This window comes from Acidovorax sp. BLS4, from assembly GCF_032929295.1.
Lineage (GTDB): Bacteria > Pseudomonadota > Gammaproteobacteria > Burkholderiales > Burkholderiaceae_C > Paracidovorax.
Genome location: NZ_CP136797.1, coordinates 2,839,366 through 2,854,196, shown reverse-complemented (window position 1 = coordinate 2,854,196; position 14,831 = coordinate 2,839,366). Strand labels below are relative to the sequence as shown.

The window sequence follows — 14,831 nt, the reverse complement described above, 5'->3', positions numbered from 1 at the left end:
GTGGGTGCGCTCGGCACACAAAAAGTAAAATCGCGGGTTCCACTTCGGCGGGCGGCCGTTTCGGCCAGCGCCCCACTCACATGAAACCCATCCAGATCGGTGTGGTCATGGGCTCCAGCAGCGACTGGGAGACCATGCAGCACGCAGTGCAGATTCTCCAGCAATTCGGCATCGCCCACGAAGCCCGCGTGGTCTCGGCCCACCGCATGCCGGACGACATGTTCGCCTATGCCGAGGCAGCGGCCGGCGCGGGGCTCAAGGCCATCATCGCCGGTGCGGGGGGCGCGGCCCACCTGCCGGGCATGATCGCCGCCAAGACCACCGTGCCGGTGCTCGGCGTGCCGGTGGCCAGCCGCCACCTGCAGGGCGTCGATTCGCTGCACAGCATCGTGCAGATGCCCAAGGGCATTCCGGTGGCGACGTTCGCCATCGGCACGGCGGGTGCGGCCAATGCGGCGCTGTTCGCCGTGGCCCTGCTGGCCACCGAGGACCCCGCCCTGCGCGAGCGGCTCGAGGCCTTCCGCGCCGAGCAGACCGCCGCGGCGCGCGCCATGGCCCTGCCGCCGGTGTCCGCATGAGCGCGCAGCCTACGCCCCCGCTGCTGCCCGGCAGCACGCTCGGCGTGGTGGGCGGCGGCCAGCTCGGCCGCATGTTCGTGCACGCGGCGCAGGCCATGGGCTACTTCACGGCCGTGCTGGATGCCGACGCCGACAGCCCCGCCGGCCGGGTGAGCCACCACCACATCCGCACCGCCTACGAGGACCCGGACGGCCTCGCCCGGCTGGCCGGCCTGTGCGATGCCATCACGACCGAATTCGAGAACGTGCCGGCCCAGGCGCTGCGCACGCTGGGCGCCGAGCGCCCGGTGGCGCCGGCGGCGAGCGCCGTGGCCATCGCGCAGGACCGCGCCCAGGAGAAGGCCCATTTCGTGCGCTGCGGCGTGCCCTGCGCGCCCTACGCGGTGATCGAGACCGCCGCCGATCTGGCGGCCGTGGCGCCCGATCTTCTGCCCGGCATCCTGAAGACGGCGCGCATGGGCTACGACGGCAAGGGCCAGTCCCGCGTGAAGACGCCGGCCGAACTCGCCGCCGCGTGGCAGGCCATGGGCGGCGTGCCCTGCGTGCTGGAAAAGATGCTGCCCCTGGCCCTCGAATGCTCGGTGATCGTGGCGCGCGGCGCCGACGGCACCTGCGTGCACCTGCCCGTGCAGCGCAACCTGCACCGGGACGGCATTCTGGCGGTCACCGAGGTTTACGAGGGAAATGTGCCTCATGCCCTAGTGGAACATGCCGTCGACGCTTCCAAATCGATAGCAAACGGCCTGAATTACATGGGTGTGCTGTGCGTGGAGTTCTTCGTGCTCGACGGCGGCGAACTGGTGGTCAACGAGATCGCCCCGCGCCCGCACAACAGCGGCCACTACAGCCAGAACGCATGCGACGTCTCGCAGTTCGAATTGCAGGTGCGCACCATGGCCGGCCTGCCGCTCACGCAGCCGCGCCAGCACAGCCCCGCCGTCATGCTCAACCTGCTGGGCGACCTGTGGTTCACGCACGGCCCGCACGCCCGCACGCCCGCCTGGGACGCGGTGCTGGCGCTGCCGGGCACGCACCTGCACCTGTACGGCAAGGCCGACGCCAAGCCCGGCCGCAAGATGGGCCACCTGAACGTGACGGCCCCGAGCGCCGAGGCCGCGCGCGCCACGGCGCTGCAGGCGGCGGCGCTGCTGGGCATCGAAGCCTTCTGAACGCGGGCCGCACACGACATGATCCTCGACGGCCAACGCCCCGAATCCATCGCCGCCGCCGCGCGCGCCCTGCGCACGGGCGCGCTGCTGGGCCTGCCCACCGAGACGGTGTACGGCCTGGCCGCCGACGCGGCCAGCGATGCCGCCGTGGCGCAGATCTTCGCCGCCAAGGGCCGGCCGAGCGACCACCCGCTGATCGTGCACGTGGCCGATGCCGGCGGCATTGCCCACTTCGCCAGCGAAGTGCCGGCGTTCGCGCAGGCGCTGGTCGATGCGTTCTGGCCCGGCCCGCTCACCCTCATCCTACCGCGCCGGCCCGGCGTGGCCACGGCCGCCACGGGCGGCCAGGACAGCGTGGGCCTGCGCTGCCCCGCCCACCCCGTCGCCCAGGCCGTGCTGCGCGCAGGCGCATCGGACGACCCGGCGCTGGAGGGCCGCCCCGTGTGGGGCGTGGCCGCGCCCAGCGCCAACCGCTTTGGCCGCGTGAGCCCCACCACCGCCCTGCACGTGCAGGACGAGCTGGGCGAGGCGCTGCTGGTGCTGGACGGCGGGCCCTGCGGCGTGGGCATCGAATCGACCATTGTCGATTGCACGCGCGGCGTGCCGGTGCTGCTGCGGCCCGGCGCCATCACCCGCGCGCAGATCGCCCAGGCGTGCGGCCTGGCGCCGCTGTCGAAGGAGGACCTGCCCGCGCACACCCCGCGCGCGTCGGGCACCCTGGAGGCCCATTACGCCCCGGCCGCCAAGGTGCGGCTGATGGAGGCCAAGGCGCTGCAGACCGGGCTGGACCTGCTGGGCGCCGATGCCGCGCACCTGGCCGTCTATGCGCGCAGCCCGCTGCGCTCGCGCTCGGCCAAAGTCCAGGTGCGGCGCATGCCCGACGACGCCACGGCCACCGCCCAGCAGCTCTTTGCCGTGCTGCGCGCCTTCGATGACGACGGCGTGAAGCTGATCTGGATCGAAGCCCCGCCCGCCACCCCCGAATGGGAAGGCGTGCGCGACCGCCTGCAGCGTGCCGCGGCCGCATAACCCGGATTGCATGTCCCGCGGCACGCCCTGTTGCAGGCCGTGCCGCGCCAGTCGTTAAACTCTCGCCACATTTTCTGGAGAAAAACCCATGGCAGCAAATTGGATGCGCCGCACCCTCGTGGTCGCCGCTTGTGCAACGGCCACGTTGCTCGCGGCTTGCGGTTCGAGCACAACCGAGTCGGCCATCACGCCCGACCGGTTCATCACGTTCGGTGACGGCTTCACCGACATCGGCCAGAACGGGGCCCGCTACACGGTCAACGACGGCAGCATCAACAACTGGGCCCAGCAGATCGCCAACAACTACGGCAAGAGCTTCACCGCCGCCGCGGCGGGCGGCACGGGCTACGCGCAGGGCAACGCCCGCGTGACGGCCACCACCGACGCCGCCGGCCGGACCACCACCCCGTCCGTCACCCAGCAGATCGACACCTTCCTGTCCAAGGGCGGCTTCGCCGACAACGACCTGGTGCTGATCAACGGCGGCATCAGCGACGTGATCGCCGGCATGGCCGCGGTGAACGCGGGCACGCAGACCAGCGCGCAGTTCCTCACCAACGCGGCCACGGCCGGCAAGGAACTGGCCGCGCAGGTGCGCCGCCTGTCCAACGCGGGTGCCAAGCACGTGGTGGTGACCGGCACCTACGACCTGGGCAAGAGCCCCTGGGCCGTGGGCATCAACCAGACCACGCTGCTGAGCAACGCCAGCACGCAGTTCAACCAGGCCCTGCTGGTGAACATCGAAGACCTCGGCACCACGGTGCTGTACGTCGATCTGGCCTACTACGGCAACGTGTTCGTGGGCTCGCCTTCGGGCTACGGCTTCACCGACAAGGACAACGCCGTCTGCACCTCGGTGGACCCCAACAACGGCATCGGCATCGGCGCAGGCCAGGTCAACTCGCTGCTGTGCAACGCCTCCACGCTGCTGACGGGCGCCGCCCAGGACAAGTACGTGTTCGCCGACCGCGTGTACTTCACGCCTTCGGCCCAGCGCCAGTTCGGCACCTACGCGTACGACCGCCTGCGCGCCCGCTGGTAAGCGCCTCGCAGCCCACGCGAAAAAGCCGACCCTCGGGTCGGCTTTTTTGATGGTGCCGCGGGCTCCGTGCGGCACGGGGCCCGGCGGGGGGCCTCAGAACCGGTAGCCGATCCCGACCGCGAACACGTTGGGGTTGAGCTTGATGTCGATGTTCTGCCCGCTCGACAGGCGCGTGGTGGTCTTGAGGAAACCTTTGTAATAGGCCGCGTCCAGGAACCAGCGCTCGTTGAACTGCCATACGAAGCCGACCTGCGCGGTGACGCCCCACTTGTCGTCGATCGATGCGGTGGTGGGATTGGTCGGTGTGCCGCCGGTCAGCCCGTTCAGCGTGGCGGTGGTGCGCTCCTTGAAGAACTTGGCGTAGGTCACGCCCAGCCCGGCATACGGCCGGAAGGCCGCGTTGGCCTCCTGGAAACGGTACTGCGCGAACACCGTGGCGGGCACCACCTTGGTCTCGCCCACTTTGCCCACGCCGCCGATGGCGCCGTCACCGTAGAACGAGTGCTTGAACGGCAGGCCGATGGGCACGTCCACCGCCCAGTGGTCCGTCAGCATGTAGTTCAGGCCGCCGGTCAGGGCCGTGGCGGAATGCACGTCCACGCGGGTGCCGGGAAAGCTCGGCGCGCTCAGGTTGCCGCTTTTGACTTGGGGCGAGATTTGGGTCACGCCGGCGCGCAGGCTCAGCGTGCCGGCGACTTGTGCGCTGGCCGTGCCGCAGGCGGCGGCCGCGGCGATCGCCACGCAGGCCCAGGAAAATGGCTTCATGAAAACTCCTCGAAGGGGATGGGGCCTGGGCAATCAGAGCCAGCCGGCGGTGGACAGGGAACGCGACACCAGTTGGGCGACCAGCTGGTGGCCGTACGGCGTGGGGTGGAAGCTGTCGGCAAAGCCGTAGGACTTCCACCAGTCGGCACCGCCCGTGGCGCCTGCAGGGGGCGTGCGGGCCGACAGGGCGGCCGACGTGCAGGTCGGGAAGGAGTAGGTCGGCAGGCCGTCGCTGCCCACGCCGGTGGCCGGGCAGGCAGCGGTCGACACGTTGGTCAGCTGGTACTGGGCCGGGTTGGTGGCCTGGTCCTTGAACGAGCTGTAGAAGTCCACCAGGGCCAGGCGGCTGTCGGTCCCCAGGCTGGTGGCCAGGCGGGCGTTGTAGGCCTGGATCCAGCCGTCGAACAGGGCTTCGGCCTGGGCGGCGGCGGCCGCGCCGTTGGCGGCCGCGATGGAGGCCACCACCAGGCGGAACCGCGGGGTGAGGGTGATGCCCGGGGCGTTGAGCACCGCGACGCGCTTGGCGCCCTTGTCCAGCGTGTTGGTCTTGATGGTGGCCGCGAAACGCGTGGCCAGCGTCTGCATGTACAGCCCGCCCACCTGCGCCATGCCGGTCGCGCCGCCGGCCAGGGCGGTGTTCACGGTGTTGGCGTCCAGCAGCGTGCCCAGCACGGCGCGGTAGGTGGCGCCGCCGTCGCTCGAGGCGCGCAGGTAGGCGCCGATCAGGTCGGCCGCGTCGTTGGCGCCGCCGTCGATCAGCACCAGGTCGGTGTCGGTGAATCCGGCCGCGCCGGCATCCTGGATCTGCTTGGTGATGGAGACCGGCGAGGTGGGCGCCGTGAAGTTGTTGATGCGCCCGCCGCCCACGGCGTAGTTGGTGCATTCCGCCCGCGTGCCGAACGTGGTGCCGGTCGACTGGTAGTGCGCGCACAGCGTCTGCCCGTAGCTCGTGGCGACGCGCTCGGGCCAGACGGAACTGGAGCCGGCGCCCGTGGCGGCCGTGCCCTGCACGGTGAACTTGAAGCCGAACGTGCCGCTGTCGGCCAGGCTGTCACCCATGACCTTCACGGACTTCACGCTCACGGCGGGCGTCGTGTCCGAGCCGCCGCCCCCGCAGGCCGCCAGCAAAGCGGCTGCTGCCAATGCCGTCACCGCCCAGGAAGCTCTGTTTTTAGTGGTTTTCGAGATCAAGGTGTTCTCCGTCAGGTTGAAAATAGCACGGTCGTGCGTTTTACGGAGGCCCATCGTAAACCCGCACCGCCCGGGGCCGCACAGGGGAACTACCGATAGCCGCGCCGCGCGCAGGCGCCCGTCCGGGGCGCTTCAGCGGTCATGGGCCACCCAATCGACCAGGGCCTCGATGGCCGGGCGCGCCGCGGCCGCGTTCGGGTGGTTGGCGATGGCCACCATCACGTAGCGGCGGCCGCTGGCGGCGTGCACGTAGCCGGCCATGGCCGAGACGTCGCGCAGGCTGCCGGTCTTGAGGTGGGCCGCACCCACCGACCGTCCCTGGGCCCGGCGCAGGGTGCCGTCCACGCCGGTGATCGGCAGCGACGACACCAGCTCGGGCATGACAGGCGAGAGCCATGCCGCCTGCAGCATGCGCGCCAGGGCCTGGGCGCTGATGCGCGCCTCGCGGCTCAGGCCCGCGCCGTTGTCCAGCACGGGCGCCTCCGTGCCGGGAAAGCGCTGGCGCCACCACTGTCCGACCACGGCGCGCGCACCGTCGAAGGTGCCGCGGCCGTTCTTTTGCAGCGCCAGCGTGAGGAACACCTGCTGCGTCATCACGTTGTTGCTGTACTTGTTGATGTCGCGCACCACCTCGGCCAGCGCGGGCGAGGACGTGCTGAAGGCCGGGGCCAGGCCGGCGGGCACCCGCCCGTCGCGCACGCTGCCGGTGAGCTTGCCGCCCAGGTCGCGCCACATGCCTTCGATGGCGCGCGCCGCATAGCCGGCGGGATCGGCCGGCGCCACCGCCCAGGTGCGCTCGCCGCAGGCCGCCGGGTACACGCCCTGGAAGGCGATGCGAGCGGGGTCGGCCAGCTCGGCCTTGAGGGCCGTGTGCCAGTCGCCGCACTCCGCGCCCGCCGCCGCGAGCGGCACGGTGGCGGGCCACTGCACGCCGGCCAGCGGGGGCTCGTACTGCACGCGCGCCAGCCCGGCCGGGCCATCGGGCACGAAGGTCATGGCGATCGACTTGTAGTTGACCAGCAGCGCGTCCGGCGCGGCGTTGTAGGGGCGCAGGGGCTCGCCGTCGAAGCGCGCGGCATCGTGGTCGGGCACGTCGAAGGCGCTGCGGTCCAGCACGATGTCGCCGACGATCACCTGGATGCCCTGCGCCTGCAGGCGCCGCATCAGCAGCCACAGGCGCTCCACCACGAGCTTGGGGTCGCCCTGCCCCTTGATGTACACGTTGCCCTGCAGGCTGCCCGACCGCGGGCGGGCGTCCAGGTACACCGGCGTGTCCCAGGTGAAGGCCGGCCCCAGCTGGTCCAGCGCGGCATAGGTGGTGACCAGCTTCATGACCGAGGCGGGATTGACCGGCACCTGCGCGCGGTAGGCGAGCCGGGGCGCCTGCCGGCCCTCCGCATCCACCACCAGCACCGACAGGGCCTCGCGCGGCAGCTTGGCGCGCTGCAGGGCGGCCTCGACTGCGGGCGGCAGGGCGGCGGCCTCGGGCGTGGCGGGAGACTGGGCCAGGGCCGGCAGCGCCGCCCCCGCGAATGCCACGAGCGTGGCCGCGCGCACGGCCAGACGCCGGCGCCATGAAAAGACTTGCAACATGGCGGACGAGTCTAGCGATGCACGCTGGCGCCATTGCCCTGGCGCGCTGCCAGCGGCCGAGGATCGGCCTTCGTCCTACAGATCGATGCGCTCGCGGGGAGGTCCGGCGGCCTTCGGGTTCACCCTAGGATGGCCTCCAATCTTGAAGTCCCGGCCTCCGGGGAGAAAGGCAACTGTGAGCACTTGGTACAAATTGGCTCTCGGCAATGACCAGGACGCGTTCGAGCCCGCGCGCCAGATCCAGCAGATCTTCATGGCGAAGTTCCTGATGACGCCTCCCGGATCGGGACGCGCCCTTTTCTCCAGCTACGACCTCGCCAGCGACAACCTCTGGCTGTATTTTTCGCCCGCGGCGCGCGACATCGCCACCCGCGTGGCCGCCCAGCCGTGCGACAAGCCCGCCCCCGACGCCCCCCTGGGCCTGCTGGCCGGCGAGGGCGATGCCCTCGCCCAGCCGTCGGCGCTGGAAGCCGCGGCCGCCTGACGCCATCACCGCGCGCTGGGGTTGCGCGCGGCGGGAAGGCAGCCGCCGGCCGGGGCGCCGATAATGCGCACCGGCTCCCCAGCACCGGGTGCGGCGCACGGCTGCGGTTTCGCAGACCCGGCGCTTCGGGCGGGCCACCCACCCTCACCCCATGAACCTGCTCGCCTTCGATACCAGTACCGACACCCTGTCCATCGCCGTCCAGCGCGCCGATGCGACCTGGGAGCACAGCGGGCCCGGCGGCGCGCAGGCATCTGCCACGCTGCTGCCGGCGATCCGGGCGCTGCTGGCCGAGGCCGGCCTGTCGTTCGACACGCTGGATGCCGTGGTCTTCGGGCGCGGCCCGGGTTCGTTCACCGGCCTGCGCACGGCGTGCTCGGTGGCGCAGGGACTGGCGTTCGGTGCGCGCGGCGGTGCGGGCGTGCCGGTGCTGCCGATCGACACCCTGCTGGCCGTGGCCGAGGCGGCCCGCCATGCCCACGGCTGCACGCGCGTGGTGGCGGTGCTCGACGCCCGCATGGACGAGGTCTACACCGCGCCCTTCGAATTCCAGGCCGACGGCACATGGCGCGGAGGCGACGATTTCGGCCTGTGCGCGCCGCAGTCCGTGGCCATGCCGCCCGGCTACACCGTGGCCGGCAATGCCCGCGCGGCCTATGGCGAGCGGCTCGCACCCGACGCCCCCCACGTGTTCGCCCTGCCGACCGCCCTGGCCCTGCTGCACCTGGCCCCCGCGCGCATCGCTGCGGGGGGCGCGCAACCGGCCAGCGAAGCCCTGCCGCTGTACGTGCGCGATAAAGTGGCGCAAACCACGGCGGAGCGCCTGGCGGCCAGGCAGGCGGCCGCAGCCGCCCTGCCTCCCATTCTGAGTGCCCCATGAGCGCCGTTCCCCACACCCCCGAAGAAGCCCGGTTCGAGCCGCTCACGCTCGCGCGGCTGGATGCGCTGCTGGCGATCGAACAGGTCGCCTACACGCACCCCTGGACGCGCGGCAACTTCATCGATGCCATGGCGGCCGGCTACGAGACCCAGTTGCTGATGGCCGGCGATGAACTGATCGGCTACTTCGTGGCCATGAAAGGCGTGGACGAAGTGCACCTGCTCAATCTGACCGTGGCACCCGCCCACCAGCGCCAGGGCTGGGCCCGGCTGCTGCTGGATGCGCTGGCCCTGTGGGCGCGCGGCTGCAACGCGCAATGGCTGTGGCTGGAAGTGCGCGTGAGCAATGCGCGGGCACGGTCGATCTACGAAGCCCGGGGCTTTCGCTTCGTGGGCGAACGCAAGCGCTACTACCCCGCCCACGGCGGCGAACGCGAGGATGCCGTCGTGATGAGCCTGCCACTATGAGCCTGGACCTGGACGCACGCCAGCGCGCCATGCTGGCCGAGATGGGCATCACCGTGTGGGCGCCGGCTGCGGCCTCCGTGGCGGTGCAGGAGCCGGCCGTGGCCAAGACTCCGGCGGCCGAATCCACGGATGCCCCCCCCTCCTCCGCCGTGCCGGCCGCGCCCCGGTTGGCGCCAGCACCGCAGGCCCCGACTCCCGCCATGGCCCGCCCGGCCCCGGTGCCCATGCCTGCGCCCGCGGCGGTGCCACCGGCGCGAGATGAGGCCGCGGGCACCGCCGCGGCCCTGCAGGCGCCGCTGCCGCTGTACCCGCAGGCCGACCCGTCGGCCACGCCGGTGGACCTCGGCTCGGGCTGGCTGGTGCTGGCCGAAAGCGCCACGCCCGACGCCCCGCTGACCGGCGACGCCGGCAAGCTGCTGGACAACATGCTGCGCGCCATGCGCCTGCACCGCCATCCCCGCGCGTTCTTCGCCGCCGTGCAGCGCACCGGCGCGGCGGGCCCCGGCGATGCCGGCATCGCGCACGCCCTGCAGGAGGCGCTGGCCACCCTGCGCCCGGCGATGGTGCTGGTGCTCGGCCTGGGTGCGGCCCGCGCCGTGCTGGAGAGCCGCGAACCCCTGGGCCGGCTGCGCGCCGGCCTGCACGCCCTGCCCGGCGGCACGCCGGCCATCGTCACCTACGACCCGGCCTACCTGCTGCGCGCCCCCGAGGCCAAGGCCGCCGCCTGGGCCGACCTGTGCCGCGCCCTCGCCACGGTGCGGGCGGCGGGCACCCCCGCGCCCGAGGCGGGCTGACGGAAAACAAAGCCTTACCGCTACTGCGCCCACGGGCTGCCAGGCCCCGCCGGCCCTCGGCGGGTGTCATGGGATTGACGCAGCGCAATGCCATAATCCGCGGCTTGCATTTTTGGAGATTCCTCCGTGGAAACCTACCCCAGTTGGTAGCTTTCAGCTCCCGGCCTGCCGAGGGTTGAAAGCCGCCCCATCCCTCGCAGAAAAAGCCCACCACACACCGGGAGTGAGCCCACATGCTCAACATTTTCACGCTCGCCAACGGCCGGCTCGTCCAGGAAGAAATCGAATCCCTGGAAGAGCTGGCGCAGTTCCAGCCCATCTGGGTCGACCTGGAGTCGCCCACCCTCGAAGAAAAACGCTGGGTCAAGCAGCACTACGGCCTCTTCATCCCCGAAGACGCCATGGACGAGGACATCGAGGAATCCGCCCGCTTCTATGAAGAAGACAACGGCGAGCTGCACATCCGCAGCGACTTTCTCATCGACGACGAAGACGACCCGCGCTCGGTGCGCGTGGCCTTCATCCTGAACCTCGTCAACGACACGCTCAAGAGCAAGGGCGTGCTCTTTTCCATCCACGACGAAGACGTGCCCGTCTTCCGCCTGCTGCGCATGCGCGCGCGCCGTGCGCCGGGCCTGATCGAGGATGCGAAGGAGGTGCTGCTCAAGCTCTTCGACGCCGACGCCGAATACTCCGCCGATACCCTCGAAGGCATCTACGACGACCTGAAGAAGGTCAGCGTGCAGGTGCTGGCCGGCGACGTGACCGATGCCCGCGCCGGCGAGGTGCTGGCCGCCATCGCGCGCCAGGAGGACCTGAACGGCCGCATCCGCCGCAACGTGATGGACACGCGCCGCGCCGTGAGCTTCATGATGCGCAGCAAGATGCTCAACGCCGAGCAGTTCGAGGAGGCGCGCCAGATCCTGCGCGACATCGAATCGCTCGATAACCACACGGCGTTCCTGTTCGACAAGATCAACTTCCTGATGGACGCCACGGTCGGCTTCATCAACATCAACCAGAACAAGATCATCAAGATCTTCTCGGTGGCCAGCGTCGCCCTGCTGCCGCCGACGCTGATCGCCAGCGTCTACGGCATGAACTTCAAGTTCATGCCCGAGCTGGACTGGTCGCTGGGCTATCCCTACGCGCTGGCGCTGATGGTGGCCAGCGCCCTGGGCCCCATGTGGTACTTCCGAAAGCGCGGCTGGTTGAAGTGACCCCCCCTTGAGCCGCTGCGCGGCTTCCCCTCAGGGGGACGACGCCAGTGGCTCGGCGGAGCCGGTTCCACGGCGTCTGCTGGACTGAAGACGCGCGACGCTGATAGGCGTTTGTTGTGCTGCGTCGAATTGGCCTTAAGCACAATAAACACTAGGGCATACAGCTATTATTTTCATAGCATCAAGCAGCCCTATATTGCGTTTCATGAAGGACGATGCTAAGTGACCTAATAGACTGATTGCATCGAGATTTAGGTTAACTCTTAGTCCAGAAAAGCCTTCATGGTGTTCCAGCAGTGCGTGAACGCAGCTTCCACCGCTTGCAACCAGCGCTGCGTAAAGTACCAATTGTTTCGGATTGAGAAAAAAGTCTGTATTGGTCTTGTTGTTCAATGGGCACAAGCAGACGGTGGTTGGCTCAAGGCCATATCGATCCTCACTAACCAAGATGCGTTATCTGTCGGTGAGGCCAGTCCTTCCTAGGATCGCCTTAAAAATCTCCTCCAATGATTGCAGGATACTGAATATAAATTAAATATTTGACAGACGAACAAAAACAACACAGCATTGACTGCTTGCCGCCATTTCGGCGTCAAATTCTTTAGGAGTCATAAATGGATGCAGAGCCAATTGGAAAGCGGTTTTTAAATTCCAGCTCCCCTGGAGTTGTTTTGGTTTTTTCTGTAGCCTCCAATACAAGTGGCGCAATAATTCGGACAGGCTACATTAACCCTGTCACCGGAACTGTAAATCTGGTTGCTGGTACAGTGGCGCCTACTGGAATAGGGGATGTTAGTCAGCCAATCATTTTTTCCGGCAACGGAAACTCGGCGGCCGGCTCAAATAGCGAAGTGGTAATGCCGTACCCACTGTATATCCCTGCCGGAATGGGGCTTTGGGTGGCAAACTCAGGACCAGGAGCCATCGCACTTACTTGGGATTTATTATCGTGATTTTTATTGAATAGAAAACACCATTTCACGAAGGCAACTATGAATGCTGTCCCCATAGGAAAGAATTTTGCAACCATTGCCCCTAAAGGCGTGGCGCAATTGGTAGCTCCTTCTGCGAATACCAATGGAATTGTGATCCGAACTTGCTTTTGCAATCCGCAAAATGGCACCGTCAATCTAGTCGCGGCAACCAGTGCTCCATCGGGAATTTCAGATACATCCAAGTCAATAATATTCAGTGGAAACGGAAATACCACAACAGGATCAAACACTCAAATATTCATTCCCAAACCGTTATACATCCCCAAAGGTCTTGGGCTGTGGGTTGCAACCTCTGCGAACGCAGGAGTGATTGCCCTCACCTGGGATATTTTAAGTTAATTATTACTAGTGATCAGCTGAAGCACACAATTTCCCTCGTATGCTTCAGTTGATTTACTTTCAGAGAATTTTTTGCTTTTTATTTGCATAATTTTTCGCAAATAATTCAATTCTCTTCACACCACGAACTTAGCATAAAAATAGTGCCGCGATATCTTCACCAACTATTTTTTATCAGGCAAAAATGACCGGGATCAATTTTCCTGAAGAACTTTTATCTTAGGTCAAATGCAATGCTTTTTTTCGCTGCGGTGTTCAAGTAGGATTGATCATGCCCGAGAACCATCTTATCGATCCAGCTGACTACACAAACCCAGACGTGCTTGCTTTGGAGGAAAAGTATATTTTTCGGCAGGCATGGCATTTGGCCGCATTGACCCGCGATATTCCGAACGAACTGGACTATGTCAAGCGGCTCATTGGAGCGACTGATTTGGTGATTCATCGCCATGAAGGCCGCATCGTGGCCTACGCCAATGTATGCCCCCATCGCTTCTCCGCATTCTTCGAGAAGCCCAGCGGTCATGGCCCAATCCGCTGTCCCTACCATCTTTGGACTTACAACGGCGACGGAATGGCGATTGGCGTGCCCCATCGACACAACGAGGCGTTGGCGTGCTATCAGACGGCAGACCTGCGGCTGGAGACTTGGCAGGTGGAAACCCTTGGCGAGTTCATTTTCGTGAGCGCAGAGCCTCGACAGCGCCTGGACGAATTTCTGGGCGCCACGCTGCCCGCCCTGGACCAGATGTCTCGGGCGATAGGAGCAGAGAAACCGAAGAGGGTGCAAGACATCGCAGCCAACTGGAAAGTCGTGCTGCAAAACACTGTGGAATTCGAGCACGCCTTCTCCGTGCACGCAGATACTTTTGCGGCCGACGTGCAAAAACCCCTTCAGGTGGACAGCGACCCCGACGCTGACAACACCATCTCCTACACCACCCGGCTCAATCCCAAGCGCTACGAGCGCCCGCGTGATGCTAGGGTGAATGAAATCTTCAAACGGGTGCCGGTTCCGTACCCGGATGGCTATCGGCATCACGTGATCTTTCCTGCCACGACCATTGGATACACCGACAACCAGCAGCTTGCAATCATGGATTACCAGCCGACAGGCACTGGCAGTTGCAGGATGTTCGCTCGCCTCTTCAGCTTTGAGGTTCCTGATCTCACTCGGGCTGAAATGGCGATGCTGGAAATCGTGGGTCCTTGGCACACCGCCTACGCGGAAAAGCTCTTTGCGGAAGATCAAGCCATCTGTGAGGCAGTGCAACGCGGGCTGTCGTCCAGACCCTCACGCATGAAGGGCGTTCTGCAACCCGGCGAGCGCCTCGTTCGACGCTTCCAGGAAATCTATTGCCAATGGATGGATCGATAAAACCCCAAGGCGGCAGGTCCACAGCACCGGCCGAGACAAACGCTTTCCTTTCCGAAAACCACCCAATAGGCAAACAGCCTCCAGCGCAATTATCACTAGGGCATACAGCTATTATTTTTATAGCATCCTGAGAAACCGCCCGATGATGCCATCGGCATACTGGCTGGCCACGGCCTGCACGAAGCGGGGGAAGTCCACGTGTGCGGCGTCGTCCGCGCGGTCGGAGACCGTGCGCACGGCGGCGAAGGGCACGCCGTAGTCGCTGCAGACCTGGGCCACGGCGGCGCCCTCCATCTCCACCGCCAGCACCGCATGGCCGGCGGCGGTGAACGCGTCGCGCAGCGCCTGCGATTCCTGCACGGTCGACACGAAGCGGTCGCCGCTGGCGATCAGGCCCCGGTGCACGCGCGGCGCGCGCAGGGGCGGGGGCAGTCCGGCGCCGTCCAGCAGCGCGGCCGCGCCGCCGGCCAGGCATTCGCCGGCGGCATCGGCCAGCCGGCCAGCCAGCGCGTCATCGCACGGCAGCCGGGTGCGGCCGTAGCCGGGCAGCTCCCAGCGGGGGAACAGGGGCGAGGCGTCCATGTCGTGCTGCAGAAAGTCGTGCGCCACGACGACGTCGCCCACCTGCACGTCCGCGCCCAGGCCGCCGGCCACACCGGTGAACACCACGCGTGCCGCGCCGAAGCGCTCGATCAGCGCGGTGGCGGTGGTGGCTGCCGCGACCTTGCCGATGCCCGAGAGCGCCAGCACGACCTCGCACCCGTGCAGGCTGCCGCTCCAGAACGTGCGGCCGGCATGCAGGGTGCGGCGCCCCCGGGAGAGCGCGTCGATGAGGCCCTGCTGCTCTTCGGCCAGGGCGCTGAGGATGGCGGTCGTCACGGCCGCAACGCCCCCAGCGGTTGCGCCC

General features: G+C 67.2%; 16 protein-coding genes. 10 read left to right on the top strand and 6 right to left on the bottom strand.

The window, feature by feature from the left end; translation table 11 throughout:
* Positions 1-80 precede the first annotated feature (80 nt).
* The 4 genes from purE to R1Z03_RS13215 all read left to right on the top strand — a co-directional run bounded on the left by purE (position 81) and on the right by R1Z03_RS13215 (position 3,818).
* The gene (gene purE, locus R1Z03_RS13230; protein WP_272566742.1) at positions 81-578 is read left to right on the top strand and encodes a 5-(carboxyamino)imidazole ribonucleotide mutase; all 498 of its coding nucleotides are present in this window, start codon (positions 81-83) and stop codon (positions 576-578) included.
* Complete coding sequence (locus tag R1Z03_RS13225; RefSeq protein WP_317351555.1) at positions 575-1,747, top strand: 5-(carboxyamino)imidazole ribonucleotide synthase; 1,173 nt, start codon at positions 575-577, stop codon at positions 1,745-1,747. Before purE ends, R1Z03_RS13225 begins: the two co-directional genes overlap by 4 nt.
* Positions 1,748-1,765: 18 nt before the next feature.
* Positions 1,766-2,776: an L-threonylcarbamoyladenylate synthase gene (locus tag R1Z03_RS13220; protein ID WP_317351552.1), complete on the top strand. Its 1,011-nt coding sequence runs from the start codon at positions 1,766-1,768 to the stop codon at positions 2,774-2,776.
* A gap of 88 nt (positions 2,777-2,864) precedes the next feature.
* Positions 2,865-3,818: an SGNH/GDSL hydrolase family protein gene (locus tag R1Z03_RS13215; RefSeq protein WP_284424362.1), complete on the top strand. Its 954-nt coding sequence runs from the start codon at positions 2,865-2,867 to the stop codon at positions 3,816-3,818.
* Between the two features lie 93 nt (positions 3,819-3,911).
* Here the strand turns inward: R1Z03_RS13215 and R1Z03_RS13210 are convergent, their stop codons facing one another.
* The 3 genes from R1Z03_RS13210 to dacB form a co-directional block, all read right to left on the bottom strand.
* Entirely contained in the window at positions 3,912-4,583 is a 672-nt protein-coding gene (locus R1Z03_RS13210; protein ID WP_284424363.1) for an OmpW family protein, read from the bottom strand.
* Between the two features lie 33 nt (positions 4,584-4,616).
* Positions 4,617-5,774 (bottom strand): SGNH/GDSL hydrolase family protein, encoded by a 1,158-nt coding sequence (locus R1Z03_RS13205; RefSeq protein WP_284407330.1) that lies wholly within the window; start codon positions 5,772-5,774, stop codon positions 4,617-4,619.
* Positions 5,775-5,906: 132 nt separating this feature from the next.
* On the bottom strand, positions 5,907-7,367 hold the full coding sequence (gene dacB, locus R1Z03_RS13200) for a D-alanyl-D-alanine carboxypeptidase/D-alanyl-D-alanine-endopeptidase (RefSeq protein ID WP_317351546.1): 1,461 nt from the start codon (positions 7,365-7,367) through the stop codon (positions 5,907-5,909).
* 175 nt (positions 7,368-7,542) lie between these two features.
* Between dacB and R1Z03_RS13195 the strand changes: the two genes are divergently transcribed.
* The 5 genes from R1Z03_RS13195 to corA all read left to right on the top strand — a co-directional run bounded on the left by R1Z03_RS13195 (position 7,543) and on the right by corA (position 11,212).
* Entirely contained in the window at positions 7,543-7,851 is a 309-nt protein-coding gene (locus tag R1Z03_RS13195; protein WP_317351543.1) for a hypothetical protein, read from the top strand.
* Between the two features lie 151 nt (positions 7,852-8,002).
* On the top strand, positions 8,003-8,731 hold the full coding sequence (gene tsaB, locus R1Z03_RS13190) for a tRNA (adenosine(37)-N6)-threonylcarbamoyltransferase complex dimerization subunit type 1 TsaB (RefSeq protein ID WP_317351540.1): 729 nt from the start codon (positions 8,003-8,005) through the stop codon (positions 8,729-8,731).
* The gene (rimI, locus tag R1Z03_RS13185; protein ID WP_284424366.1) at positions 8,728-9,198 is read left to right on the top strand and encodes a ribosomal protein S18-alanine N-acetyltransferase; all 471 of its coding nucleotides are present in this window, start codon (positions 8,728-8,730) and stop codon (positions 9,196-9,198) included. Before tsaB ends, rimI begins: the two co-directional genes overlap by 4 nt.
* Positions 9,195-9,992: a uracil-DNA glycosylase family protein gene (locus R1Z03_RS13180; RefSeq protein ID WP_317351538.1), complete on the top strand. Its 798-nt coding sequence runs from the start codon at positions 9,195-9,197 to the stop codon at positions 9,990-9,992. The genes rimI and R1Z03_RS13180 overlap by 4 nt, the downstream gene beginning before the upstream one ends.
* Before the next feature lie 233 nt (positions 9,993-10,225).
* Entirely contained in the window at positions 10,226-11,212 is a 987-nt protein-coding gene (corA, locus tag R1Z03_RS13175; protein ID WP_092742874.1) for a magnesium/cobalt transporter CorA, read from the top strand.
* A 135-nt stretch (positions 11,213-11,347) separates the two neighbouring features.
* Here corA and R1Z03_RS13170 read toward each other — a convergent pair whose 3' ends face one another.
* Together R1Z03_RS13170 and R1Z03_RS13165 are read right to left on the bottom strand one after the other, a co-directional pair.
* The gene (locus tag R1Z03_RS13170) at positions 11,348-11,605 is read right to left on the bottom strand and encodes a hypothetical protein (protein WP_317351534.1); all 258 of its coding nucleotides are present in this window, start codon (positions 11,603-11,605) and stop codon (positions 11,348-11,350) included.
* Between the two features lie 403 nt (positions 11,606-12,008).
* Positions 12,009-12,437, bottom strand: coding sequence for a hypothetical protein (locus R1Z03_RS13165; protein WP_317351531.1), 429 nt, complete (start codon positions 12,435-12,437; stop codon positions 12,009-12,011).
* A gap of 380 nt (positions 12,438-12,817) precedes the next feature.
* Here R1Z03_RS13165 and R1Z03_RS13160 point away from each other — a divergent pair, with 380 nt between their 5' ends.
* Positions 12,818-13,924, top strand: a complete 1,107-nt coding sequence (locus tag R1Z03_RS13160; RefSeq protein ID WP_317351528.1) for an aromatic ring-hydroxylating dioxygenase subunit alpha — start codon at positions 12,818-12,820, stop codon at positions 13,922-13,924.
* 117 nt (positions 13,925-14,041) lie between these two features.
* On the opposite strand, the gene R1Z03_RS13155 is transcribed toward R1Z03_RS13160, so the two are convergent.
* Positions 14,042-14,803 (bottom strand): 5'-methylthioadenosine/adenosylhomocysteine nucleosidase, encoded by a 762-nt coding sequence (locus tag R1Z03_RS13155; protein WP_284424368.1) that lies wholly within the window; start codon positions 14,801-14,803, stop codon positions 14,042-14,044.
* Positions 14,804-14,831: the final 28 nt, after the last annotated feature.

Excerpts from the sequence above, each read along its gene's own strand:
- purE (WP_272566742.1), top strand. The coding sequence starts at position 81 with ATGAAACCCATCCAGATCGGTGTGGTCATGGGCTCCAGCAGCGACTGG.
- R1Z03_RS13225 (WP_317351555.1), top strand. The coding sequence starts at position 575 with ATGAGCGCGCAGCCTACGCCCCCGCTGCTGCCCGGCAGCACGCTCGGC.
- R1Z03_RS13220 (WP_317351552.1), top strand. The coding sequence starts at position 1,766 with ATGATCCTCGACGGCCAACGCCCCGAATCCATCGCCGCCGCCGCGCGC.
- R1Z03_RS13215 (WP_284424362.1), top strand. The coding sequence starts at position 2,865 with ATGGCAGCAAATTGGATGCGCCGCACCCTCGTGGTCGCCGCTTGTGCA.
- R1Z03_RS13210 (WP_284424363.1), bottom strand. The coding sequence starts at position 4,583 with ATGAAGCCATTTTCCTGGGCCTGCGTGGCGATCGCCGCGGCCGCCGCC.
- dacB (WP_317351546.1), bottom strand. The coding sequence starts at position 7,367 with ATGTTGCAAGTCTTTTCATGGCGCCGGCGTCTGGCCGTGCGCGCGGCC.
- tsaB (WP_317351540.1), top strand. The coding sequence starts at position 8,003 with ATGAACCTGCTCGCCTTCGATACCAGTACCGACACCCTGTCCATCGCC.
- rimI (WP_284424366.1), top strand. The coding sequence starts at position 8,728 with ATGAGCGCCGTTCCCCACACCCCCGAAGAAGCCCGGTTCGAGCCGCTC.
- R1Z03_RS13180 (WP_317351538.1), top strand. The coding sequence starts at position 9,195 with ATGAGCCTGGACCTGGACGCACGCCAGCGCGCCATGCTGGCCGAGATG.
- corA (WP_092742874.1), top strand. The coding sequence starts at position 10,226 with ATGCTCAACATTTTCACGCTCGCCAACGGCCGGCTCGTCCAGGAAGAA.
- R1Z03_RS13160 (WP_317351528.1), top strand. The coding sequence starts at position 12,818 with ATGCCCGAGAACCATCTTATCGATCCAGCTGACTACACAAACCCAGAC.